Consider the following 21,276-nt stretch of genomic DNA (forward strand, 5'->3'; position numbering starts at 1 on the left):
CCAGCAGCGTGCTGCCGGTGACGGCCGGCGACTCGATCAGGAAGCGCACCGCGTGCGCCACGTCGCCCGGCGTCGACGATCGTTGCAGCGGCGTCAGGCCGTGCGCCTGGGCGAATTCTGCCTCGGTCATCGCGCCCGACAGCAGCGTGACGCCGGGCGCGACGCCGCACACCCGCAGCCGCGGCGCGAGCGCCTGCGCGAGCAGCACGGTCGCCGACTGCAGCGCCGCTTTCGACAGGGTGTAGGACAGGTAGTCCGGATTCGGATTCCACAGCTTCTGGTCGAGCAGGTTGACGACGCAGCCGTGGCCGTCGCGGGCCGCCAGGTGGGCATGCAGGGCCTGCGCGAGCAGCACGGCCGGGCCGGTGTTGGCACGCCAGTGGGCCTCCATCGCGGCGTAGCTGAAGCTGTCGACGTTGTCGTAGGCGAAGGTCGACGCATTGTTGACGACCGCGTCGAGCCGGCCCAGGCGCTCGCAGACGGCCGGCACCAGCGCCCGGCAGGCGGCCTCGTCGGCGAGGTCGGCCGCGAACACCTCGGCACGGGCGCCGAGCCGCGCGGCCTCGTCGGCGGTGACCTGCGCCTCGTCGCGCGAGCTGCGGCAGTGGATCGCGAGGTCGTGGCCGTGCGCGGCCAGCTCGAGCGCGATCGCCCGGCCCAGGCGGCGGGCCGCGCCGGTGACCAGGGTGACGGGACGTGCGGACATGGCTTTCTACAATCGGGGCATGCAAACCCCACCAGCCGGCAGTGTATCGGCGGCGCTTTCGTCGCTGATCCGCCAGGCCATCGCCCGCAACGGCGACTGGCTGCCTTTCGACCGCTTCATGGCGCTCGCGTTGTACGCGCCCGGGCTCGGCTACTACAGCGCGGGCGACCGGCAGTTCGGCATGCTGCCGTCGTCCGGCAGCGATTTCGTCACCGCCCCCGAGCTGACGCCGCTGTTCGGCCATGCGCTCGCGCGCCAGGTCGCGCAGGCGCTGCGGGCCTGCGACAGCCGCGAGGTGTGGGAGTTCGGCGCCGGCTCCGGCGCCCTGGCCGAGCAGCTCCTTGAGGCACTGGCCGCCGACGGCCTCGCGCCCGAGCGCTACACCATCGTCGACCTGTCCGGCGCGCTGCGGCAGCGCCAGCAGCAGCGGCTGGCGCGCTTCGGCGACCGGGTGCGCTGGGTGTCGGAGCTGCCGGCCGCGATGCGCGGCGTGATCGTCGGCAACGAGGTGCTGGACGCGATGCCGGTGCAGCTGCTGCACTTCGACGGCACGCAGTGGCTCGAACGCGGCGTCGTCGCGGCCGGTGATGGCCGGACCGAGGGCTTCGCGTGGAGCGACCGGCCGACCGCCCTGCGGCCGCCCGTCGAGGCCCCGTTCGTGCCCGGCACCGTCACCGAGATCCACCCGCAGGCCCGAGCCTTCATCGCGACGCTGGCCGACCGGCTGCAGCGCGGCGCGGCCTTCTTCATCGACTACGGCTTCCCGGAGGCCGAGTACTACCTGCCGCAGCGCCACGGCGGCACGCTGATGTGCCACCAGGGGCACCGGGCCGACGGCGACCCGCTGGCCGAGGTCGGCCGCAAGGACATCACCGCCCACGTCGACTTCACCGGCATCGCGCTGGCCGCACAGGATGCCGGGCTGGAGGTGGTGGGTTACACCACGCAGGCCCATTTCCTGATCAACTGCGGGCTGGTCGACCGGCTGGCCGATGCCGACCTGAAGACCCGCGCGAATGCGCAGAAGTTGTTGCTGGAGCACGAGATGGGCGAGCTGTTCAAGGTGATCGCGCTGGCGCGCGGCTGCGATGCGTCGTTCACCGAGGCCCCGCTGGGCTTCGTGCACGGCGACCGCAGCCATACCCTCTGACCCGGACCCGACGACCATGGGCTTGCGCTGGCTGCTGGTGATCCTGATCGCGCTGCTGCTGTTCAGCGGGCTGCAGCGCTGGCTGCTGAAGATCGGGCTCGGGCGGCTGCCCGGCGACTTCCGCTTCCGGCTGTTCGGGCGCGAGTTCTTCATCCCGATCACCAGCAGCGTGCTGCTGAGCCTGGTCGCGCTGGCCATCACGAAGCTGATCTGAAGCCAGTGCCGCCGGCAGGGACACGGACAAACCAGACTTGCGCCGCCCCCTACAACTGGTTACAACGGCCTCGCTCCCTTCTCTGGGATGCACAAGGAGGCCCGCATGGCTGAAGCTCTGAAATCGCCGACGACGCAGCAGGACTATCAGGAATCCCGCATCGAGGAAGAACCCATCCTCGGTCCGGTGCTCGCGATGCCCGACGGCCGCATGCACCCGCTCAGCTGGCTCGACCGCCTGAAGCTGCGGCTGCACCTGACCAACGCCCGGGCGCTCGAGTCGCGCTACTTCGCCACCTGAGGCGATGCGCCGCACAGGCTGCCCGGCAGGTCTGCACAACCTGCCCGGCGTGTTGCGCTTGTCGGTTCCGGTGTTCGTCGCGCACGAATGGCGTGCGCTGCGCTGGCTGCTGATGCTCGACGATCGGGCGCGCAGGCGCATGACGCTGCACCTGCGCAACCGTCAACTGCCGGTCGAAGGCTGAGCTGCGAGGTAGTCCGACACCGCCGTGTAGCGCGCATGGCGGATCGCCGAACCGATCGCGGTGCCCTTCCAGCCGCGCGCCAGGGCGTCGCTCGACACCTTGGCCGTGTCCACCGCCAGCGCCGCGTCCAGCGCTCCCTGCAGGCGCGGCCGCTGCGGATACGGCCGATCCTCGAAGCCGGTGCGCCCGCGCGCATCGCATTCGCAGGCGAGCAGCAGCTCCGAGAAGCGCGCCGGCCGCCGCCACACGTCGCAGCGGTCGAACAGCCGCATCACCGCGGAGCCATCCAGCTGCAGGCTGCGGTGGATGTTGCCGTGCTCGCGCGCCACCGCTTCGGCCAGCTCGCGGCAGTCGGTGGGCACCTTCAGCCGCTGCGCCAGCGCCTGCACGAGCTGCACGCTGCGCGCCTCGTGCGCGATGTGGCGCGGCAGTTCGTCGACCGGCGTCGTGCCCTTGCCGAGGTCGTGGCCCAGGCACGCGAAACGCACCTCGAGCGAGGCCCCCAGTTGCGCCGCCATGTCGAGCACCAGCATCAGGTGCACGCCGGTGTCGACTTCCGGATGGTGCTCAGGCGGCTGCGGCACGCCCCACAGCCGGTCGACCTCGGGCAGCAGGCGCGCCAGCGCGCCGCAGCGGCGCAGCACCTCGAACAGGCGCGACGGCCGCGCCTCCATCAGCCCGCGCGACAGCTCCTGCCAGACGCGCTCAGGCACCAGCGCATCGACCTCGCCGATCTCGACCATGTGGCGCATCAGCGCCTGGGTCTCGGATGCGATGCTGAAATCATCGAAGCGTGCCGCGAAGCGCGCGATCCGCAGGATGCGCACCGGGTCTTCCGCAAACGCCGGCGACACATGGCGCAGCAGCTTGTCGGCCAGGTCGCGCCGGCCGCCCCAGGGGTCGACGATGCGGCCGTCTTCGTCCTGCGCCATCGCGTTGATCGTCAGGTCGCGGCGCTGCAGGTCTTCTTCCAGCGTGACGCCCGGGTCGGCATGGAACGTGAAGCCGTGGTAGCCCGGCGCGGTCTTGCGCTCGGTGCGCGCGAGCGCCACCTCTTCCTTCGTCTCCGGATGCAGGAACACCGGGAAGTCCTTGCCGACCGGCATGTAGCCGGCTTCGAGCAGCTCGACCGGCGACGCGCCGACGACCACCCAGTCGCGGTCATTGACCGGACGCCCCAACAATGCATCGCGGACCGCGCCGCCGACCATCCACTTCTTCATCGGCGCAGTGTAGAGGCGCGCACGCGCCGACCGGTCTCAGCGAGCGGTGCGATATGGCTCCTCGAAGGGAAGAAAGTCCTGCTCGGCCAGCGCATCGCGGCACCAGGCATCGACGCCAGGCAGCGCGCGCACGCGCTCGACATAGGCCGCGATCTGCGGCGGCAGCGGCGGCCGGTAGGTCAGCAGCCGCATCACCACCGGCGCGAAATACGCATCGGCGATCGTGAAGCCGCCGAACAGCAGCGGGCCGCCGTGCTGCTGCAGCAACTCGCTCCACATCTGCACCAGGCGGTCGAGGTCGGCGCGCACCGCCGGCTGCTCGCGCAGCAGCCGTTCGCCGACCTCGGGCAGCGAAGCCTCGACGTTCATCGGGAAATGGTTGCGCAGCGCGCCGAAGCCGGAATGCATCTCGGCGCACACGCTGCGCGCCCGCGCGCGGGCCTTCGCATCGGCCGGCCACAGCTGCTTCGCGGGGAAGCGCTCGGCCACGTATTCGGCGATCGCCAGCGTGTCCCAGACCGCGAAGCCGTCGTCGACCAGCAGCGGCACGCGGCCGGTCGGCGAGTGGCGCGCCAGCTCGGTCTTGAACTGCGAATCGGGCTCGAACGAATCGAAGCGGACCATCACCTCGTCGAACGGGATGCCGGCCTGCGTCAGCAGCACCCACGGACGCATGGACCAGGACGAGTAGTTCTTGTTGCCGATGTAGAGCTGCATGGCGGGCCTCGGGGTGTCGAGTGGGTCGGTAGGGGGTCTTGCATCGTAGGCGAGCGGTGCTCTGCGCCGGCCGCGCCGACCGATGAGATTTGCGAATGGAAGCCATGCCTGCCGCGCATCCGCGGCGGCCGGCCCGCGCTCAGCCGCGTCCGGCCTGTCGCCGCCAGCCTTCGAGCCGCGCCGGCCCGGCGCTGCTGCCGAGGTACGCCGGCACCACCGCTTCGAGGCCGGTGCGGCGCACGCCGAGCGCACCGAGTCCCGGCAGCGCTTCGTTGGCGACGTTCGGCACCTTCATCGAATCGAGGTTGTCGCGCGACATCAGCGGCGTGCCCGGCAGCCATTCCATCAGCCCGGCCTGCAGCCGTGCGAGGCCGTCGGGCAGCGCGATCAGCGGCCGCGGATGGCCCGACCAGCGCCCGGCCAGCCGCACCAGCTGCGACAGCGTCCAGACCTTGGGCCCGGCGCAGTCGTACGAACGCACCCCGGCCCCGGCCGCCTCGCGCGCCAGCGCCTGCGCGATGCCCGCCGCGACGTCCTGCACCCACACCGGCTGGAAGCGTGCATCGGCGCCGCCCAGCGGCAGCACCGGCAGCACCCGCTGCAGCTGCGCGAACAGGTTCATGAAGCGGTCTTCCTCGCCGAACATCACCGACGGGCGCAGCAGCGTGACGTCGAGCCCGGATTGCTGCAGCACCGCCTCGCCGGCCGCCTTCGAGCGCAGGTACATGCTGGGCGCGCCGGCCTGGGCGCCGAGCGCGCTGATGTGCACCAGCCGGCGCACGCCGGCCTGGCGGCAGGCGTGGGCGATGCGGTTCGGCAGCTCGACATGCGCGCGCTGGAAATCCGCCTCGCCCCCGTGCAGGATGCCGACCAGGTTGACCACCGCATCGCGCCCGGCAACCAGGCCCGCGAGTTGCGCATCGTCGTGCACGTCGGCCGCGAGCAGCTCGACGGTCGGCAGCATCGCCAGCGCCTTCGCGCGCTGCGGCTGCCGGCTCGGCACCGTCAGCCGGCCACCACCGCCGCCGCTGCGCTGGACCAGCTCGGCGCACAGTGCCCGGCCGAGGAAGCCGGATCCACCGATGACCAGCAGGTTCAACGGCCGGCTTCCGTTCATGGCAGGCTGCCGTCGGGCGGCGGCGCGGTCACTTCGCGCGGGCCGACCGGCTTGCCCAGCCGGGCCTTCAGCGATGCGGTCTGCAGCGCCGTCRGGTCGTTCAGCAGCGTCGCGTACAGCAAGGTGTTGGACATCACCTTCTTCACGTAGTCGCGCGTCTCGTTGAACGGGATGTTCTCGATCCAGATCGCCGGCTCGAGCTTCGGCCCGTCGCGCCAGCGCCGCGGCCGGCCCGGGCCGGCGTTGTAGGCGGTCGCGCTCAGCACCTGCGAGCCGCCGAAGTCGTCGAGCAGCAGCCGCAGGTAGCTCGAGCCGAGCTGCACGTTGGTCGGCACGTCCATGATCTGCGCCGGGTCGTAGGCCATGCCGATGCGCTTGGCGACGTTCTTCGCGGTCGGCTGGATCACCTGCATCAGCCCGTAGGCGTTCGCACTGGAGCGGATGTCGGGCTGGAAGCGCGACTCCTGGCGCATCACCCCGTAGATCAGCGCCGGGTCGACCGCGGTCGCTTTCGACGCCGCCATCACCTCGGCGCGGAACGGCGTCGGGTAGCGCTGCGCGATGTCGATCTCGCCGCGCGTGCGGTCGCTGGTGTTGACGCAGCGGTCCCAGACGCGCCGGTCGCAGGCGAGCTGCGCCGCGGCGAGCAGCTCGCGCTCCTCCATGCCGCGCAGCGTGAAGTTCCATTCGCGCACGCCCTCGCTGCGCAGCCCGATCGACACCAGCGCCAGCGCACGGGCCAGCCCCGGCTGGCGCGCGGCGGCGTCGCGCTCGTCCTGCGTCAGCGGCTGCGGCGCCACCGGCAGCGTGATCGGCCCGCCCAGTTCCTCGGCGGCGAGCATGCCGTAGAAGCCGAACTGCGGCGCGATGCTCTCGAACATCGCGGTCGCCTGGGCGCGCAGGCCGTCGCCCTCGGCCGAGTCCTTGGCCAGCGCGCGCAGCGCACGGGCCTTCCAGTAGACCCAGGTCGCGTCGCGCTGCTCGATCGGGTTCATCGCATCGATCGCCTGCACCACCTGCTGCCAGCGCGGCGCGTTCTCGCCGGCGCGCAGCGCGGCACGTGCCTTCCAGGCGAGCGTCTCGTCGGCCCAGTCGATCGAGATCGCGGCCTTCGACGACAGCAGCGCGGCCCGGGTGAAATAACCGGAAGCCTCGGGCAGCAGCTTCAGCGCCGCCTGCTTGCCGACCGCGGCCCAGGCCCAGGCCGCGAGCTCGGGCGGCAGCGCGGCCTCCCATTTGCCGCTCAGCAGGTTGGCAGCGAGTTCGGGGTCGGTGGAGGCGAGGCGCATCAGCGCCAGCGTGTTCAGCTGGTTCGCCTGCCGCCCGCCGAGTGCGCGGGTCAGGTAGCGCGCCGGGTTGTCGGCCAGGTCGTCGACGTCGCTGGCGGCCCGGGTGTTGACCATCAGCGCCGCCTGGCGCGCCGCACGCGGCTTGTTGCCGTCGATCGCGAGGCGCGCCTTGCGCCAGGCGTCGGCTTCGGTGAGCTGCTTCGCGTCGTACAGCGTCGCGGCCAGCAGCGCGCAGCCGTCGTCGGCCTCGCGCTGCGCGAACCAGGCACTGCGGGCGGCGGCGCGCACGTCCTTGCCGTCGAGGTGGTCGGCCAGCAGCGCGTAGCACGAGACCTCGCGGTCGTCGTTCATGCGGAAGCTCGGGTAGTCGGCGGCCAGCGTCTTGAAATCGCGACGGCGCCCCAGCTCCAGCAGCCAGTCGTTGCGCAGCCGGTCTTCGACGTAGCTGCCGCGCCAGCGCTGGTAGAAGGCCGCGATCTCGTCGGCCTGCACGAACTGCAGCCGCTGGCCGATCTCCCAGTAGTCGACCCACATCGCAAGCGGGTTGCGCTCGGCGATCGTGCTGTCGCGCAGCGCGGCGAGCCGGGCCCGGTCTTTCTTGCGCAGCGCCTCGCGGGCTTCGAGCACCGCGTCGTTGCCGCTCTGCGCGCAGGCAGGCATCGCATTCGCGAGCACGGCGACCGCCAGGCCCTTCAGCAGCCACCGCGCCAGCGTCCTCGTCATGCCCGCGCCATATGATTTGTCTTTGTTCACGCTGTCCTTCATGGTGCCCACCTTGCCATCAGACCCCGACGTCCGTCATCTCTTGCGTCAGCGCCTGCTGGCCGCGCGCACCGCGTTTGTCTCGTCGCCCGCCGGACAAGTTGCGGCGGCATCTCTCACGCGTCACCTCGGGCTGGTTCTCGATCAACTCGAACCCGGGTGCCTCGGGGTCTATTGGCCGATGCGTTCCGAATTTAACGCAGCAAGCCTGTGGGATGGCGATGGATCGCATGCCGCCTTGCCGCTTGCATTGCCATTCACGCAGCGCGTGCCGCCGCAGATGCACTACCGCACGTGGGATGGCAGCCCGCCGTCGCAGAAGGATGAATGCGGCATCCCCGCTGCGAACGGTGCCGCGGTGGTGCCGGACGTGGTGCTGGTGCCCTGCGTCGGCTTCACCGGCAGCGGCTGGCGGCTCGGCTACGGCGGCGGTTTCTTCGACCGCTGGCTCGCGCTGCACCCGCACGTCACGACCGTCGGCGTCGCGTGGGAGGCCGGCCGCCTCAGCGAGGCCGAACTCGCGCCGCAAGCCCACGACCTGCCGCTCGCGCTCATCGTGACCGAGAACGGGGTGGCGCAGGGCTGATGACCGGCTCGGGCGCCGCCTGCGCGAGGCGCTGCACGCTGCGGGCCGACTGCGCGGTGAGCGTCGCGTTCGTCAGCGTCGCATTCGTGCGTTCGCCCTGCTCGATCAGCCAGTCGCGAAAGCGCTGCACCTCGGGCCGCAGCACCGACTGCGGCGACACCACCATCCAGTAGGCATGCGGCGCGTCGATGCGCCCGGCCGGCCCGAACGGCTCGACCAGGTCGCCGCGCTCGAGCGAGTCGGCCACCAGCGCCATGCGGGCCAGCGCGATCGCCTGCCCGGCCAGCGCCGTCTGCACCTGCTGGTAGGTGAAGTTGAGGTACATCCACCGGCGCGGCTGCAACCCGGGCTGGCCATGCAGCGTGAGCCAGCGCCGCCAGCTCAGGAACTCGGCGGTCGGGCGGTTGTCGTCCTCCTCGGCCAGCGTGTGGCCGGCCAGGTCGGCCGGCGTCGACAGCGGCGGCGCCTGGCCGCGCGCGATCTGCTCGGCCAGCCACGGGCTGATGGCCGGCGTCAGGGTCTCGCCGAACAGCCGCGGCGTGCCGGCCGGCACCAGGTGGTCGCCGCCGTAGCGCAGCACGATGTCGATCTCGGGATCATCGAGGTCGACCACCATGTCGGTGGCGGAGACGCGGATGTCGATGTCGGGGTTCGCGCGCTGGAAGGCCTCGAGCCGCGGCAGCAGCCACAGCGACACGAACGACGCGAAGGTGTTGACCGTCACGCGGCGCCGGCCGCGCGAGGTGCGGATCTGCCGCACCGCGGTGTCCAGCCGGTCGAGCGAGGGCGCGACCGCGCGCAACAGCACCTGGCCGTCGCCGGTCAGCTCGACCGAGCGGGTGCCGCGGTTGAAGAGCGGCGCGCCGAGCTCTTCCTCCAGGCCCTTGATCTGCCGGCTGATGGCCGACTGGGTCAGGTGCAGTTCTTCGGCGGCAGCGCTGAAGCTGAGATGGCGGGCCACCGCCTCGAAGGCCCGGACCGGGCCGACCGAGAGCGGCCGATGACGCGGTTGATTCATGCGCGAATGGTATCAATGCGCGTCACACAAGTCATTGGACCGTCGGCCTGCAGCCCCCTAAAGTTCACTCCATGCCCTGCAAGGAGAGCGACATGGCAACCCCGATGGTGATGAGCAATTTTCAACAATCCCAGGCCGCGAGCTGGACCGTGGCACCCGGCGAGGCACGCCCGCTGGAGATCGGCCCGGGGCCCCGCTGGCTGCGCGTGACCGAAGGCCGGCTGTGGCTGACGGTGCCCGGCACGGCCGACGAGCCGGCCCAGGATGTGTGGCTCGAAAGCGGCGACAGCGTCGCGCTGCCGGCCGGTGCGCAGGCGGTGCTCGAGGCTTGGCCGAGCGCGCAATTCCAGCTGCTGGTGCCGCCGGACGCCTGCCGGCGCGGCAAGTCGCTGGCGCAGCGGCTCAGCGAGCAGCTCGCTTCGCGGCTGGGGTCTTCGTCTTCGCCGCTGCCGCACGCGGCTTGACGGTCTTGCGGGCCTTGGCCGCCGCGGCGCGCAGGCCCGCCTCCATCGCGAGCCGCGCCCACGGGCGCATCAGCGCGGGCGATTCCATCGCCTCGTCGGGCGCGGTGTAGTAGCTGATCGACACCGACTTGCCGTCGCCGCCCTCGTAGACGAAGGGCTGGCAGCTCGACTGCTCGAAGCGGGCCCGGGTCGCGTCGTCGGCCTTCAGGTACAGGCGCTCCTGAAAGATCAGCGCGATGAACACGTCGTCGACGTAGAAGCCGTATCCACCGAACATGCGCCGCGAGCGTGTCGGGCCGAGCGAGCCGAGCAGCTCGACGCAGTAGCGGGCGAATTCATCCTTGGGCGAGCTGATCGTGGCCATGTGCCTATCGTAGGGGCAGCAGAGGCGCCTGCGTCACAATGCCTCGCCATGGCCACCTCCGACACGTCCTCCACCACCCTCGGGGTGTTGCGCACGAAACTGATCGCCGACCGGCAGGCGCTGCCCGACCGGCTGGAGCGTGCCGTGCAACTGCAGAGCATGCTGCGCATCTGGCTGGTGAGCCGGCGCGAGACGCTGATCGGCGGCTACTGGCCGATCAAGGGCGAGTTCGATCCGCTGCCGGCGCTGTTCCGCTGGAGCGAGGCCGACCCGGCACGCCGCATCGGCCTGCCGGTGATGGACCGCAAGGATGGCACGCTGCGTTTTCACGTCTGGTACCCCGGCTGCCCGACCGAGCTGGATGCGCATGACATTCCGAAGCCCAAGGGCACCGAGCAGTTCCAGCCGCAGTTGCTGCTGCTGCCGTGCGTGGGCTATGGCACCGAGGGCGCGCGGCTGGGCTACGGCGGCGGGTTCTACGAGCGCTCGATCGCGGCGTTGAATCCTCGGCCGGTCACGGTGGGGCTGTGCTATGCGCACGGCTTCCTGCCGATGCTGCGGCCGCGGCCAGACGAGCACGCGTTGGATGCCGTCATCACCGAAGAAGGCGTGATGTGGAGCAAGTGAGCCCCCCAGTCGCTCGCGCTCCTGCCCCCAAGGAGCGCCAACCCTGGGCCCGGCAAAGCCGGATCCCGGGTCGTTGCTTGATGGGCACCTCGCTGCGCTTGTGCGTCCGTCGTTCGTAGCCCGGGTGCCAAGCCGGGATTCAACCCCACTTCTTCGCTTGTCACCCCCCACAAGGCAGGGCGGTGGCACGAAGGCGCGAACGAACGAATCTACAACCCGAGCCGCCGGCAGATCTCCAGCGGCGCCGTCGCCGCATTCATCGTGTAGATGTGCAACCCCGGCGCGCCCATGCGCAGCAGCCGCTCGCACAGCTCGGTCACGACATCCAGCCCGAAGGCCTTGATCGACGCGGTGTCGTCGCCGAAGCTCTGCAGCCGCAGCCGGATCCAGCGCGGGATCTCGGCCCCCGACGAATCGGCGAAGCGGATGATGCCGCTCGCATTGGTGATCGGCATGATGCCCGGCACCACCGGGATCCCGGCCCCCAGCTTGCGCGCATCGTCGACGAAGCGCTCGTACGCGTCGGCGTTGAAGAAGAACTGCGTGATCGCCGCATCGGCGCCCGCCTTCACCTTCTCGACATACGCCTGCAGGTCGGCCTGCGGCGACCTCGCCTGCGGATGCATCTCGGGATAGGCCGCCACCTCGATGTGGAACTGGCGGCCGGTCGCCTCGCGGATGAACGCGATCAGCTCGCTCGCATAGCGGAACTCGCCGAAACCGCCGTAGCCGCTCGGCAGGTCGCCGCGCAGCGCCACCAGCCGGCGGATGCCCGCGGCCTGGAACTGCGCCAGCTTGGCCCGCACCGACGCGCGGTCGGCGCCGACGCAGGTGAAATGCGATGCGGCCTCGACGCCCTCGGCCAGGATCGCCTGCACCGCGGCCAGCGTGCCGTCCTGCGTCGAGCCGCCCGCGCCGTAGGTGACGGAGCAGAAGCTCGGCTTCAGCGCATACAGCTGCTGGCGCACGGCCGCGAGCTTGGTGACGCCCTCGGGCGTCTTCGGCGGAAAGAACTCCAGGCTGACGGGAACTCGGTTCATGCAACATCCTCGGTCGGCACGGCCCACACGAAGAACTCGGTGTTGCCGTTGCCGCCCTTGATCGGGCTCTGGAAATAGGCGCGCACCTGGAGGAACTGCTCCCTGCAGGCGGTGCGGATGCGCGTCTCGACCTCGGCGAAATGCCGTTCGTCCTTGACGATGCCGCCCTTGCCGATCTGCGCCGGCTGCAGCTCGAACTGCGGCTTGATCAGCAACAGCAGGTGCCCCGTGGGCGCCAGGTAGTGCGCCAGCGTGGGCAGCACGTGCGTCGACGTGATGAACGACAGGTCGCCGGTGACGAAGCCGAAGCTGTGCGGCGTCGACGCGGCCTCGAAGGCCGAGCCGGACACGTCGCGCGCATTGACGCCCTCGAAGCACTGCACCCGCGCATCGGCCTGCAGCTTCGGGTGCAACTGCCCGTGGCCGACGTCGATGCCGGCCACGCGGGCTGCACCGGCCTGCAGCAGGGCATCGGTGAAGCCACCGGTGCTCTGGCCCGCATCCAGGCAGGCGAGGCGGGTCACGTCGATCCTGCAATGCTTGAGCGCACCTTCCAGCTTGAGCCCACCACGCGACACGAAGCGCAGCTCCGCGTCGTCGGTGATCTCGAGCTCGCAGCCTTCCGGTACGTCCTCACCTGCCTTCCTGGGAACGGCCCAGCCCTTGGGGCCGAGCCAGCGGACGGCGCCCCGCTCGATCAACCGCTGAGCGGCCGATCGGGTCGGAGCAAGGCCTTCTTGAACAAGCAATTGGTCGATGCGCATCGGATGATCAAGCAACGCCCCGGGATCCGGCTTTGCCGGGCCCAGGGGTGGCGCCCCTCGGGGGCAGGAGCGAAGCGACTGGGGGGCTCAATACCGGTAGGTGTCGGGCTTGTACGGGCCGTTCTTCGACACGCCGATGTACGCGGCCTGCTCGTCCGTCAGCTCGGTCAGCATCGCGCCGACCTTCTTCAGGTGCAGGCGGGCGACCTTCTCGTCGAGGTGCTTGGGCAGCACGTAGACCTGGCCGACCTGGTACTTCTCGGGCCGCGTGAACAGCTCGATCTGCGCGATCGTCTGGTTGGCGAAGCTCGAGCTCATCACGAAGCTCGGGTGGCCGGTGCCACAGCCGAGGTTCACGAGGCGGCCCTTGGCCAGCAGGATGATGCGCTTGCCGTCCGGGAAGATCACGTGGTCGACCTGCGGCTTGATCTCTTCCCATTCGTACTTCTCGATCGCCGCGATGTCGATCTCGTTGTCGAAGTGGCCGATGTTGCAGACGATCGCCTGGTCCTTCATCGCGAGCATGTGCTCGTGGCGGATCACGCCCTTGTTGCCGGTGGTCGTCACGAAGATGTCGGCCTTGTCGGCGGCGTACTCCATCGTCACGACCTTGTAGCCTTCCATCSCGGCCTGCAGCGCGTTGATCGGGTCGATCTCGGTCACCCACACCTGGGCGCTCAGCGCGCGCAGCGCCTGGGCCGAGCCCTTGCCCACGTCGCCATAGCCGGCCACGCAGGCCACCTTGCCGGCGATCATCACGTCGGTGGCGCGCTTGATGCCGTCGACCAGCGATTCGCGGCAGCCGTACAGGTTGTCGAACTTGCTCTTCGTGACCGAGTCGTTCACGTTGATCGCGCGGAACAGCAGCGTGCCCTTCGCGCTCATTTCCTTCAGGCGGTGCACACCGGTGGTGGTCTCTTCGGTCACGCCCTGGATCTGCGCGCTCTTGCGGGTGTACCAGGTCGGGTCCTGCGCGAGCTTGGCCTTGATGCTCGCGAACAGGCAGGTCTCTTCCTCGCTGCCGGGCTTGTCCAGCACGCTGATGTCCTTCTCGGCGCGCTGGCCCAGGTGCATCAGCAGCGTCGCATCGCCGCCGTCGTCGAGAATCATGTTCGGGCCTTCGCCGTCGGAACCCTTCGGGCCGAAGTCGAAGATGCGGTGCGTGTAATCCCAGTAGTCGGTCAGGTTCTCGCCCTTGTAGGCGAACACCGGGGTGCCCTTCTCGACCAGCGCGGCGGCGGCGTGGTCCTGCGTCGAGAAGATGTTGCACGAGGCCCAGCGCACCTGGGCGCCCAGCGCCTGCAGCGTCTCGACCAGCACGGCGGTCTGGATCGTCATGTGCAGCGAGCCGGTGACGCGCGCGCCCTTCAGCGGCTGCGCCTTCGCGAATTCCTCGCGGATGGCCATCAGGCCGGGCATCTCGGTCTCGGCGATGCGGATCTCCTTGCGGCCCCAGGCGGCAAGCGAGATGTCGGCGATGGCGTGGTCTTGGGAAGGCTTGAGAACAGCGTTCATGTCGGGCTCCATTGAAAGGGACCCGCACGCGCATCGCCGTTGGCAGTTCAGAGACTCACCCACGAGGGACGATCGTGCGGGTGAGCGCGGTTGCAATTGAATTCCCGAGCCTGGGGCGGCTGTCGTGGCGACAGGCGGCCTTGCAACGCTCCTCGGAAAGTGCAGGGATTGTAGTCGCCGGATCGGGCGGATTCCAGTGCGTTGCGTGCGTTGTGGCGTGCGGTATGCCCGCGGGTCGTGCAAGACTGCAGGGCATGTCTGACATCGCACCCCGCCCTCGCCCCCTTTCAGAACTGAGCCCCGAGCTGGCCCGCAGCGTGCGCGGCGTGCTGACCGACATCGACGACACGCTGACGCGCGACGGCGCGATCGAGCCCGAAGCGCTGGCGGCCTTGCAGGCGCTGCGCGACGCCGGGCTGCCGGTCATCGCGATCACCGGCCGGTCGATGGGCTGGAGCGAGCCGTTTGCGCGCGACTGGCCAATCGATGCGATCGTCGCGGAGAACGGCGCAGTCGCGCTATTCCGCAACGCGGCCGGCCACCTGCAGATCGAGTACGCGCAGGACGAGGCCACCCGCGCCCGCAACACGCTGCGGCTGCGGCGCACCGCGCAACGCGTGCTCGCCGAGGTGCCTGGCACGACGCTCGCGCAGGACAGCGCCGGCCGCGTCACCGACATCGCGATCGACCACAGCGAGTTCGCCCACCTCACGCAGCCGCAGATCGACGCGGTGCTGCAGGTGATGCGCAGCGAAGGCATGAACGCCACCGTCAGCTCGATCCACATCAACGGCTGGTACGGCGAGCACGACAAGCTGAGCGGCGCGCGCTGGATCGTGCAACGGCTGCTCGGGCGTTCGCTCGATGCCGAGACCCCCGCCTGGGCCTACGTCGGCGATTCGACGAACGACCAGGCGATGTTCGGGCACTTCCCGGTCAGCGTGGGGGTCGCGAACCTGATGCAGTTCGCCGATCGGCTGCACACCTGGCCGGCGTACCTGACGCGCAGCCCCCGAGGCGAAGGGTTCGCCGAGTTCGTTCAGGCGCTGCTGGCGCTGGGTTGAAACTGCGTCATCACGTCCTGGTTCCCGACATCAAGCCTCCCAACTTGAGCCCTTTGTCGTGGCCAAGGATCGCCGTGTGCTGCCCCAATTCGTACAGCCATGCGGCAGCAGGCTTGGAGCAATCGCCAAATTCACCAGCCGAGTGCAGCGCTCGGCACTGCTTGAACAGCGTCTTCGCGTGGTGAAAATCCGAGCTGGCCCAGGCCCATCCCTGGTAGCTGCGCATTGCCGCAACGGCGTGAGCAAGAACCTGGAAGGCCTCTTCACCGGAAAAAGCATGCTTCCGCATCAACCATGCACAGAGTCGAAACTGCTTCACCGGCCCGAATTCCGGGTCCTTGCCCTCCACGGCGTCACGCAGGAATTGAACAAGCTCACCCGAAGTGGCACTTTTATAGCCCTTGATCTTGAAGATGACGTCCTTCTGGAACAGTGGCGTGCGATTCTTGAGACGAAAGCCACTTGAGTCGCCCCGCAGTTCGATTTCTGTCTTGTAGGTTGGAATAGCCCCGCAATCGGCCGCGAAAACGGTGCGAGGTTCCGATTGCAGTGTGAGGGCGGCGCTTTCGAGCGGCACGCGCAGCCTGTCGAGTTCACTGCACAAGGCCTTGTCGTCGCCGAGGCGCTTCTTTGCGGACTTGCACCACCTGGCCAACTTGTCCAGAAAGCCGCGGTGCTCTGCCTCGACAGTGAAGCCCATCTCCAGGGCCAAGAACACATTCTCAACGTGCGTTGCCACATCATCGTCGCTCGTGATCAGTGCAGTGGCATTCTCGATGAACATCTCAAGGTTCTGGTGACTGGCACGGCTGCCGAAAGGGCCTCCTCGACGCAGAATCTCATCCACAGCACCGTGCTTCAGTGACTCGTTCATCTGAGTTCGATCGGCCTCCTCGCTGGCGGTCCCATCAAGCGAAAACCCGAGGGAGTCCTCCACCGACGAGTTCGAGTGGCGGGCCTTTTCTCGGTTCCTCTCGACATCCCCACGAACCTTCGGCCCATCCGAGCCATTGCGCCTCCGAGAGAAGGGATTGAAGCGCGACTTCTTGACTGACTCGAGCATGGCTACATCCTGACGAACTGGTTCTGCTTGGTAACCACCTCGCCTCGAACGTTCCTCCTCGACGCCCCTGACGGATCACCCCAGCCGCGCCGCCCGCTGCCCCGCCTGCCGCGCCAGCATCCACCCCGGGTACTCCGCCGGCAGCGCGCTGACCTGGTCCAGCGCCGCCAGTTCATCGGCGTTCAACTTCAAGGCCGTCGCCGCGATGTTGTCGTCCAGCTGCTCGACCCGCTTGGCGCCGATGATCACCGTGCTCACCGCCGGCTGGTGCAGCACCCAGGCCAGCGCGACCCGCGCCACCGACACCCCATGCGCCTCGGCGATGCCGCGCATCACGTCGATGCAGTCGTCGGCACGCGCCCGATTCACCGGCGGGAAATCGAAGGTGGTGCGCCGGCTGCCATGCTCGGCACCCTGGCCGTCGCGCCCGTACTTGCCGCTCAGCAGGCCGCCGGCCAGCGGGCTCCACACCATCAGCCCGACCTGCTCGCTGCGCAGCATCGGCACGATCTCGCGCTCCAGGTCGCGCCCGGCGATCGTGTAGTAGGCCTGCAGCGATTCGAAGCGCGCCTTGCCGTCGCGCTCCGCAATGCCCAGCGCCTTCGCGATCTGCCACGCCGCCCAGTTCGACACGCCGACATAGCGCACATGCCCCTGCTGCACCAGCGTGTCCATCGCGTGCACCGCCTCGTCGATCGGCGTCGACGGGTCGAAGCCGTGGATCTGGTACAGGTCGATGTGCTCCAGCTGCAGGCGCTTCAGGCTCGCCTTCACGCCGTCCATGATGTGGAAGCGCGACATGCCCGAGGAATTGACGCCCTTGGCGCCGGTCTCGCCGAACACCTTGGTGGCGATGACCACCTTGTCGCGCGGCACCTTCAGGTTGCGCAGCGCCTGCCCGGTGATCTGCTCCGACAGGCCTTCGGAATAGACGTCGGCGGTGTCGATGAAGTTGATGCCGGCATCGAGCGCGCGGCCCACCAGCGCATCGGCCTCGTCCTGCTGCAGCTTGCCGATCTGGCTCCAGATGCCGCCCGAGCCGCCGAAGGTCATCGTGCCCAGGCACAGTTCCGAGACGAACAGGCCGGTGCGGCCGAGTTTGCGATGTTGCATGTCCAGCTCCTTGTGACGTTGCCCCGGGAGGCGGGGCCAGGGCGGCAGTGTCCAGCCGCCGGCCGCCGCCGCGCCAGCACGTTCCTGCAGAGTTCTTGCCCATTTCTCCAGACCGCTCGGCGCCGTGGTGCAGGTGCGCGTGGACAGCGCTAAGCTGCGACGCACCCGATCCTCCACGCCCCCTCACGCACACGCGACGCCGCCATGGACGACCCCCTCGAACTCGACGACGCCCGCCGCTCGCTGGTCGGCATGCTGAACCGCGCGACCGCCGGCACGGAAGGCGTCGTGCAGACGCCGGTGCCCGGCCTCATCGTCTACCGCATCGCGAACCCGGGCGGGCCGAAGCACCACGTCTACGAACCGGCGCTGGCGCTGATCGCCCAGGGCTCCAAGCAGGTGATGGTCGGCGACGAGATCCACACCTACGACGCACTGCACTACCTGGTGACTTCGGTCGACCTGCCGGTGGTCGGCCAGGTGCGCGTCGCGAGCGACACGCTGCCCTACCTGGGCCTGCGGCTGTCGCTGGACGTCGCCGAGATCGGCGAGCTGATCCGCGACGAACGCCTGCCCGCCGCCGCGCACGCCGGGCCGGCGCGCGGCATCTACGTGAACCGCATCGGGCTGCCGGTGCTCGAGCCGGTGCTGCGGCTCTTGAATCTGCTCGATGCGCCGGCCGACATCGCGATCGTCGCGCCGCTGGTCAAGCGCGAGATCCTGTACCGGTTGCTGATGAACGGCGAAGGTGCGCGGCTGCGCCAGCTCGCGCTGCAGGACAGCCACACGCAGCGCATCGCGAAGGCGATCGCGCGGCTGCGCACGAACTTCGCGCACGCGCTGCGCATCGACGAGATCGCGCGCGAGGTGCACATGAGCGTGTCGTCGTTCCACCACCACTTCAAGGCGGTCACCGCGATGAGCCCGCTGCAGTTCCAGAAGCAGCTGCGCCTGCAGGAGGCGCGCCGGCTGCTGCTCACGGGCGGCATCGATGCGTCGAGCGCGGCGCACCAGGTCGGCTACGAGAGCGCCTCGCAGTTCGCGCGCGAGTACGGGCGGATGTTCGGTGCGCCGCCGGCGCGCGACCGGCGGCGCTGGCTGGCCGAGAACGAAGTCGGCGAACCCGTCTGACGGCGGGTTCAGCCCGCCCTTCGCGCCGGCTCGCTCGTGTGCAGGAACTTGGTGTACAGATCGCGCGGCGGCGCGACGGAGATCGACTTGAGGACCTGCCCGACGTTGCCGCGGTGGTAGCCGCCGTGCGTGATGACGTGCAGCAGCATCTCCTCGCGGGACATGCGCCCGGCATCGCCATCGGTGAAGGTGAAGCCCAGGGTCTCGGACAACGCCGCCTCGGACAGCCCCGACGCGTAGGCGACATACCACGCGTCCGTCGCCGCCACATCGGCCTGCAGTTGCGCCAGCGACGGCGTGTCCTTGGTGTTCGTGGCGTCGAACGGCCTGGCCTCGCCGCCGAGATGCGCACGGAAGATCCGGTCCACCACGTAGATGTGGTTCAGCGTCCGCAGGCACAGGTGGAGCGCATCGGCCTGCTCCGCGGGAAGGGTCCGCAGCAGTGCGAACAACTCCGCGTTGGCCCAGGCCTTGTAGGCGAACAGCGATTTCATCGAGGAGATGGACATGACGCAGCCTGTCAGGTGAAGAGGCAGAGGGGCCCCGGCCTCGTCATCGTACAGAACCCTGCGCGTGGCCCCCGTGATGGGTGCCGGGTGCCGTCGGGTCGAACCGCCGGAAGCCCAGTCCGCTGGCGGCAAGCCGCTCCTTCTGCTGCACGGCCTGAACGATCCGCAGGAACGAGGCCTCCGCGGACAAGCCTGCCGGTCTCGTGGCAGGGGCGCATGCAAGGGTGCAGCGGTCGGTGGTCAGCGAAGTCATCCGGCGCTCCGTTCAACGGCAACAGGCCGCTTGGTAACGCCTCGCTGCGCACGGTTCCACACGCTCACGCAGACGGATCACCCGGGGTCCGGGCATCCGCACCCGTGGCTGTCACCGGCGCGACATCCGGCCGCATCGCCGTCATCGTCGCCGGCCCGAAGATCGTCGCGAAGGCCACGTCCTTGGCATCGCGCCCCATCGCGATGCGCACCAGGTCGTCGACCGGCGACATCCGGGTCGCATCGAACATCATCCAGCGCCCACCCAGGTATGCCTCGAACAGCGCATGGAAGTCCGGTGGCGGCTCGTCGAAGCGCGCATAACCGACCACCAGCCGCGCCGGGATGTTGAGCGCGCGGCAGAAGGTCACCCCCAGGTGCGCGAAGTCGCGGCACACGCCGGCCCGGTTGCGGAACACGTCGCAGGCGGTCGTCGTCGCGGTGCTCGAGCCGAGCTGGTAGTCGACGTTGTCGTGCAGCCAGTCGCAGATCGCCTGCACCCGCATCGCGCCCCGCGGCAGCTCGCCGAAGATCTTGATCGCCGCATGCGACAGCAGGTCGGATTCGCAGTAGCGCGTGGGCATCAGGTTGTGCAGCACCTCGTCGGGGAGCTCGGTGATCGCCATCTCGGCTGCGGCCAGGTCCACCGGCACCGGCCGGCGTTCCACGCGGGCGCGGTACTGCAGCCGCAGCGTGCCCGCGCCGGCCGACAGGCGCGCGAAGCGGTGGCCGACCGCCGGATCCTCGTAGACGTGCACACGCACCGCCGGCTCCACCTCCAGTGATTCGCTCAGCACGCGCTGGTCCATGCCGTCGAGCGCATGCAGCTGGAACAGGAAGTCCGCCGGGCCCGCCAGTTGGTAGCTCAGCTCGCAGTCGACATCGAAGCGCTTGTGCATGCGGCATTGCACCGCGGCGCGCGCGCCGCGCCCATCGGCCGGCTGCCCGCGACGCTGTAGGACGAGGCTGGGCACAATGCACCGCGATGAGCTCCCCCACCCCCTCGACCCTGCGCACCGCCGCCGCGCTGGCCCTGGCCGCCGCGGTATCGCTCGGCCTGGCGCGCTTCTCGTACGCCTTGCTGCTGCCGGCGATGCGCACCGACCTGGGCTGGAGCTACCTCACCGCCGGCGCGATGAACACCGTCAACGCCGCGGGCTACCTGCTCGGCGCGCTGGCCACGCCGCTGGCACTGGCGCGCCTGAGCGCGCGGCGCGTGCTGCTGGCCGGCAGCGCCGCGGCGGGCGTGATGCTGGTGGCGCACGGCCTCGTTACCTCGGACGCGGCGCTGTACGCGCTGCGCCTCGCGACCGGCATCGCCAGCGCCGCCGCGTTCATCTCCGGCGGGCTGATGGCGGCGCGCCTGGTCGGCAGCGATGGTGCGGCGCGTTCCGGGCTGGTCCTCGGGATCTACTACGGCGGCACCGGCGTCGGCATCGTCGCGTCGGCGCTGCTGGTGCCGCCGCTGGTCGCGCTGTCGCAATCGCATGCCTGGCAATGGGCCTGGATCGCGCTGGGCGCCGTGGCGCTGATCGCGACCGCCCTCACCGCAGGCGGCACACGCGGCCTCGATGCCACGCCGGCACCGGCGTCGGCGCGCACCGGCTTCCAGGCGCGCGATTTCATGTTCGGCCTCGCGTCGTACACGCTGTTCGGCCTCGGCTACATCGGCTACATGACCTTCTCGGTGACGCTGCTGCGCGAGCAGCAGCTGGGCAGCGGGCTGATCACGGTGTTCTATGCGCTGCTCGGCCTCGGCGTGATCGCGTCATCGTGGTTGTGGGCCGGGCTGCTGCAGCGCTGGCGCGGCGGGCAGCCGATGGCGCTGCTGAACGCCTTGCTCGCGGTCGCGACGCTGCTGCCGGTGGTCAGCGCGCACCCGCTGGCCGGCTTCGTCTCGGGCGCGCTGTTCGGCAGCGTGTTCCTGTCGGTCGTCGCATCGACCACCGCGCTGGTGCGGCACAACCTGCCGGCCGCCGCGTGGCCGGCGGGCATCGCCGCCTTCACGACGGTGTTCGCGGCCGGGCAGATCGTCGGCCCGAGCCTGGTCGGCTGGCTGGCCGACGGGCCGGGCGGGCTGCGCGCCGGGCTCGCTGCCTCGGCC

Annotated in this window: 24 protein-coding genes and 1 riboswitch; of the genes, 10 read left to right on the top strand and 14 right to left on the bottom strand. The window is 69.7% G+C overall.

Annotated elements, in window-relative coordinates:
- A partial coding sequence (locus tag AC1D15_RS03565) for an SDR family oxidoreductase (protein WP_477824955.1) occupies nucleotides 1-706 on the bottom strand: 706 nt, incomplete at its 3' end.
- Between the two features lie 19 nt (nucleotides 707-725).
- Here AC1D15_RS03565 and AC1D15_RS03570 point away from each other — a divergent pair.
- The 4 genes from AC1D15_RS03570 (at nucleotide 726) to AC1D15_RS03585 (ending at nucleotide 2,554) form a co-directional block, all read left to right on the top strand.
- The gene (locus AC1D15_RS03570) at nucleotides 726-1,856 is read left to right on the top strand and encodes a class I SAM-dependent methyltransferase (protein ID WP_477824956.1); all 1,131 of its coding nucleotides are present in this window, start codon (nucleotides 726-728) and stop codon (nucleotides 1,854-1,856) included.
- Between the two features lie 16 nt (nucleotides 1,857-1,872).
- Complete coding sequence (locus tag AC1D15_RS03575) at nucleotides 1,873-2,070, top strand: DUF2905 domain-containing protein (RefSeq protein ID WP_047507774.1); 198 nt, start codon at nucleotides 1,873-1,875, stop codon at nucleotides 2,068-2,070.
- Nucleotides 2,071-2,175: 105 nt separating this feature from the next.
- Nucleotides 2,176-2,370, top strand: a complete 195-nt coding sequence (locus AC1D15_RS03580) for a hypothetical protein (RefSeq protein WP_156154948.1) — start codon at nucleotides 2,176-2,178, stop codon at nucleotides 2,368-2,370.
- 4 nt (nucleotides 2,371-2,374) lie between these two features.
- Complete coding sequence (locus AC1D15_RS03585) at nucleotides 2,375-2,554, top strand: hypothetical protein (RefSeq protein WP_047507779.1); 180 nt, start codon at nucleotides 2,375-2,377, stop codon at nucleotides 2,552-2,554.
- Here the strand turns inward: AC1D15_RS03585 and AC1D15_RS03590 are convergent.
- The 4 genes from AC1D15_RS03590 to AC1D15_RS03605 all read right to left on the bottom strand — a co-directional run bounded on the left by AC1D15_RS03590 (nucleotide 2,533) and on the right by AC1D15_RS03605 (nucleotide 7,623).
- Entirely contained in the window at nucleotides 2,533-3,777 is a 1,245-nt protein-coding gene (locus tag AC1D15_RS03590; protein ID WP_465110626.1) for a multifunctional CCA addition/repair protein, read from the bottom strand. The two genes, AC1D15_RS03585 and AC1D15_RS03590, sit on opposite strands and share 22 nt — an antisense overlap.
- Before the next feature lie 36 nt (nucleotides 3,778-3,813).
- A complete protein-coding gene (locus AC1D15_RS03595; protein ID WP_477824957.1) occupies nucleotides 3,814-4,494 on the bottom strand; it encodes a glutathione S-transferase family protein in 681 nt (226 codons plus the stop codon).
- Between the two features lie 139 nt (nucleotides 4,495-4,633).
- Nucleotides 4,634-5,611, bottom strand: coding sequence for a complex I NDUFA9 subunit family protein (locus AC1D15_RS03600; protein WP_465110624.1), 978 nt, complete (start codon nucleotides 5,609-5,611; stop codon nucleotides 4,634-4,636).
- Nucleotides 5,608-7,623, bottom strand: a complete 2,016-nt coding sequence (locus tag AC1D15_RS03605) for a transglycosylase SLT domain-containing protein (protein ID WP_477824958.1) — start codon at nucleotides 7,621-7,623, stop codon at nucleotides 5,608-5,610. The genes AC1D15_RS03600 and AC1D15_RS03605 overlap by 4 nt, the downstream gene beginning before the upstream one ends.
- A gap of 22 nt (nucleotides 7,624-7,645) precedes the next feature.
- Here AC1D15_RS03605 and AC1D15_RS03610 point away from each other — a divergent pair, with 22 nt between their 5' ends.
- Nucleotides 7,646-8,248, top strand: a complete 603-nt coding sequence (locus AC1D15_RS03610; protein ID WP_197066934.1) for a 5-formyltetrahydrofolate cyclo-ligase — start codon at nucleotides 7,646-7,648, stop codon at nucleotides 8,246-8,248.
- Here the strand turns inward: AC1D15_RS03610 and AC1D15_RS03615 are convergent.
- Nucleotides 8,214-9,266 carry a LysR family transcriptional regulator gene (locus AC1D15_RS03615; RefSeq protein WP_477824959.1) on the bottom strand — a complete coding sequence of 351 codons (1,053 nt, stop codon included), beginning with the start codon at nucleotides 9,264-9,266 and terminating at the stop codon, nucleotides 8,214-8,216. The genes AC1D15_RS03610 and AC1D15_RS03615 overlap by 35 nt on opposite strands.
- Before the next feature lie 92 nt (nucleotides 9,267-9,358).
- Between AC1D15_RS03615 and AC1D15_RS03620 the strand changes: the two genes are divergently transcribed.
- On the top strand, nucleotides 9,359-9,730 hold the full coding sequence (locus AC1D15_RS03620; protein WP_477824960.1) for a DUF2917 domain-containing protein: 372 nt from the start codon (nucleotides 9,359-9,361) through the stop codon (nucleotides 9,728-9,730).
- Here the strand turns inward: AC1D15_RS03620 and AC1D15_RS03625 are convergent.
- Nucleotides 9,669-10,094, bottom strand: a complete 426-nt coding sequence (locus tag AC1D15_RS03625; RefSeq protein WP_477824961.1) for a TfoX/Sxy family protein — start codon at nucleotides 10,092-10,094, stop codon at nucleotides 9,669-9,671. The genes AC1D15_RS03620 and AC1D15_RS03625 overlap by 62 nt on opposite strands.
- A gap of 48 nt (nucleotides 10,095-10,142) precedes the next feature.
- On the opposite strand from AC1D15_RS03625, the gene AC1D15_RS03630 reads away from it, so the two are divergent.
- Entirely contained in the window at nucleotides 10,143-10,721 is a 579-nt protein-coding gene (locus AC1D15_RS03630) for a 5-formyltetrahydrofolate cyclo-ligase (protein WP_477824962.1), read from the top strand.
- Between the two features lie 209 nt (nucleotides 10,722-10,930).
- Here the strand turns inward: AC1D15_RS03630 and metF are convergent, their stop codons facing one another.
- The 3 genes from metF to ahcY all read right to left on the bottom strand — a co-directional run bounded on the left by metF (nucleotide 10,931) and on the right by ahcY (nucleotide 14,040).
- Complete coding sequence (gene metF / locus AC1D15_RS03635) at nucleotides 10,931-11,761, bottom strand: methylenetetrahydrofolate reductase [NAD(P)H] (RefSeq protein WP_477824963.1); 831 nt, start codon at nucleotides 11,759-11,761, stop codon at nucleotides 10,931-10,933.
- Nucleotides 11,758-12,525, bottom strand: a complete 768-nt coding sequence (locus AC1D15_RS03640) for a TlyA family RNA methyltransferase (protein WP_477824964.1) — start codon at nucleotides 12,523-12,525, stop codon at nucleotides 11,758-11,760. Before AC1D15_RS03640 ends, metF begins: the two co-directional genes overlap by 4 nt.
- A gap of 87 nt (nucleotides 12,526-12,612) precedes the next feature.
- Nucleotides 12,613-14,040 carry an adenosylhomocysteinase gene (gene ahcY, locus AC1D15_RS03645; protein ID WP_477824965.1) on the bottom strand — a complete coding sequence of 476 codons (1,428 nt, stop codon included), beginning with the start codon at nucleotides 14,038-14,040 and terminating at the stop codon, nucleotides 12,613-12,615.
- A 75-nt stretch (nucleotides 14,041-14,115) separates the two neighbouring features.
- A riboswitch (S-adenosyl-L-homocysteine riboswitch) is annotated at nucleotides 14,116-14,200 on the bottom strand.
- A 94-nt stretch (nucleotides 14,201-14,294) separates the two neighbouring features.
- Here ahcY and AC1D15_RS03650 point away from each other — a divergent pair.
- Entirely contained in the window at nucleotides 14,295-15,104 is an 810-nt protein-coding gene (locus AC1D15_RS03650; protein ID WP_477824966.1) for an HAD-IIB family hydrolase, read from the top strand.
- A gap of 10 nt (nucleotides 15,105-15,114) precedes the next feature.
- On the opposite strand, the gene AC1D15_RS03655 is transcribed toward AC1D15_RS03650, so the two are convergent.
- Together AC1D15_RS03655 and AC1D15_RS03660 are read right to left on the bottom strand one after the other, a co-directional pair.
- Complete coding sequence (locus AC1D15_RS03655) at nucleotides 15,115-16,167, bottom strand: hypothetical protein (RefSeq protein ID WP_477824967.1); 1,053 nt, start codon at nucleotides 16,165-16,167, stop codon at nucleotides 15,115-15,117.
- A gap of 75 nt (nucleotides 16,168-16,242) precedes the next feature.
- On the bottom strand, nucleotides 16,243-17,280 hold the full coding sequence (locus tag AC1D15_RS03660) for an aldo/keto reductase (protein ID WP_477824968.1): 1,038 nt from the start codon (nucleotides 17,278-17,280) through the stop codon (nucleotides 16,243-16,245).
- A gap of 204 nt (nucleotides 17,281-17,484) precedes the next feature.
- Here AC1D15_RS03660 and AC1D15_RS03665 point away from each other — a divergent pair, with 204 nt between their 5' ends.
- Nucleotides 17,485-18,411: an AraC family transcriptional regulator gene (locus AC1D15_RS03665; protein WP_477824969.1), complete on the top strand. Its 927-nt coding sequence runs from the start codon at nucleotides 17,485-17,487 to the stop codon at nucleotides 18,409-18,411.
- A gap of 8 nt (nucleotides 18,412-18,419) precedes the next feature.
- Here the strand turns inward: AC1D15_RS03665 and AC1D15_RS03670 are convergent, their stop codons facing one another.
- The gene (locus tag AC1D15_RS03670) at nucleotides 18,420-18,920 is read right to left on the bottom strand and encodes a DinB family protein (RefSeq protein ID WP_477824970.1); all 501 of its coding nucleotides are present in this window, start codon (nucleotides 18,918-18,920) and stop codon (nucleotides 18,420-18,422) included.
- Nucleotides 18,921-19,237: 317 nt separating this feature from the next.
- Nucleotides 19,238-20,071, bottom strand: a complete 834-nt coding sequence (locus tag AC1D15_RS03675; RefSeq protein WP_477824971.1) for a transglutaminase-like domain-containing protein — start codon at nucleotides 20,069-20,071, stop codon at nucleotides 19,238-19,240.
- Nucleotides 20,072-20,157: 86 nt separating this feature from the next.
- Between AC1D15_RS03675 and AC1D15_RS03680 the strand changes: the two genes are divergently transcribed.
- The coding region (locus AC1D15_RS03680; protein WP_477824972.1) for a YbfB/YjiJ family MFS transporter at nucleotides 20,158-21,276 on the top strand (1,119 nt) is incomplete at its 3' end.

The organism is Rhizobacter sp. P2_H2, assembly GCF_056403375.1.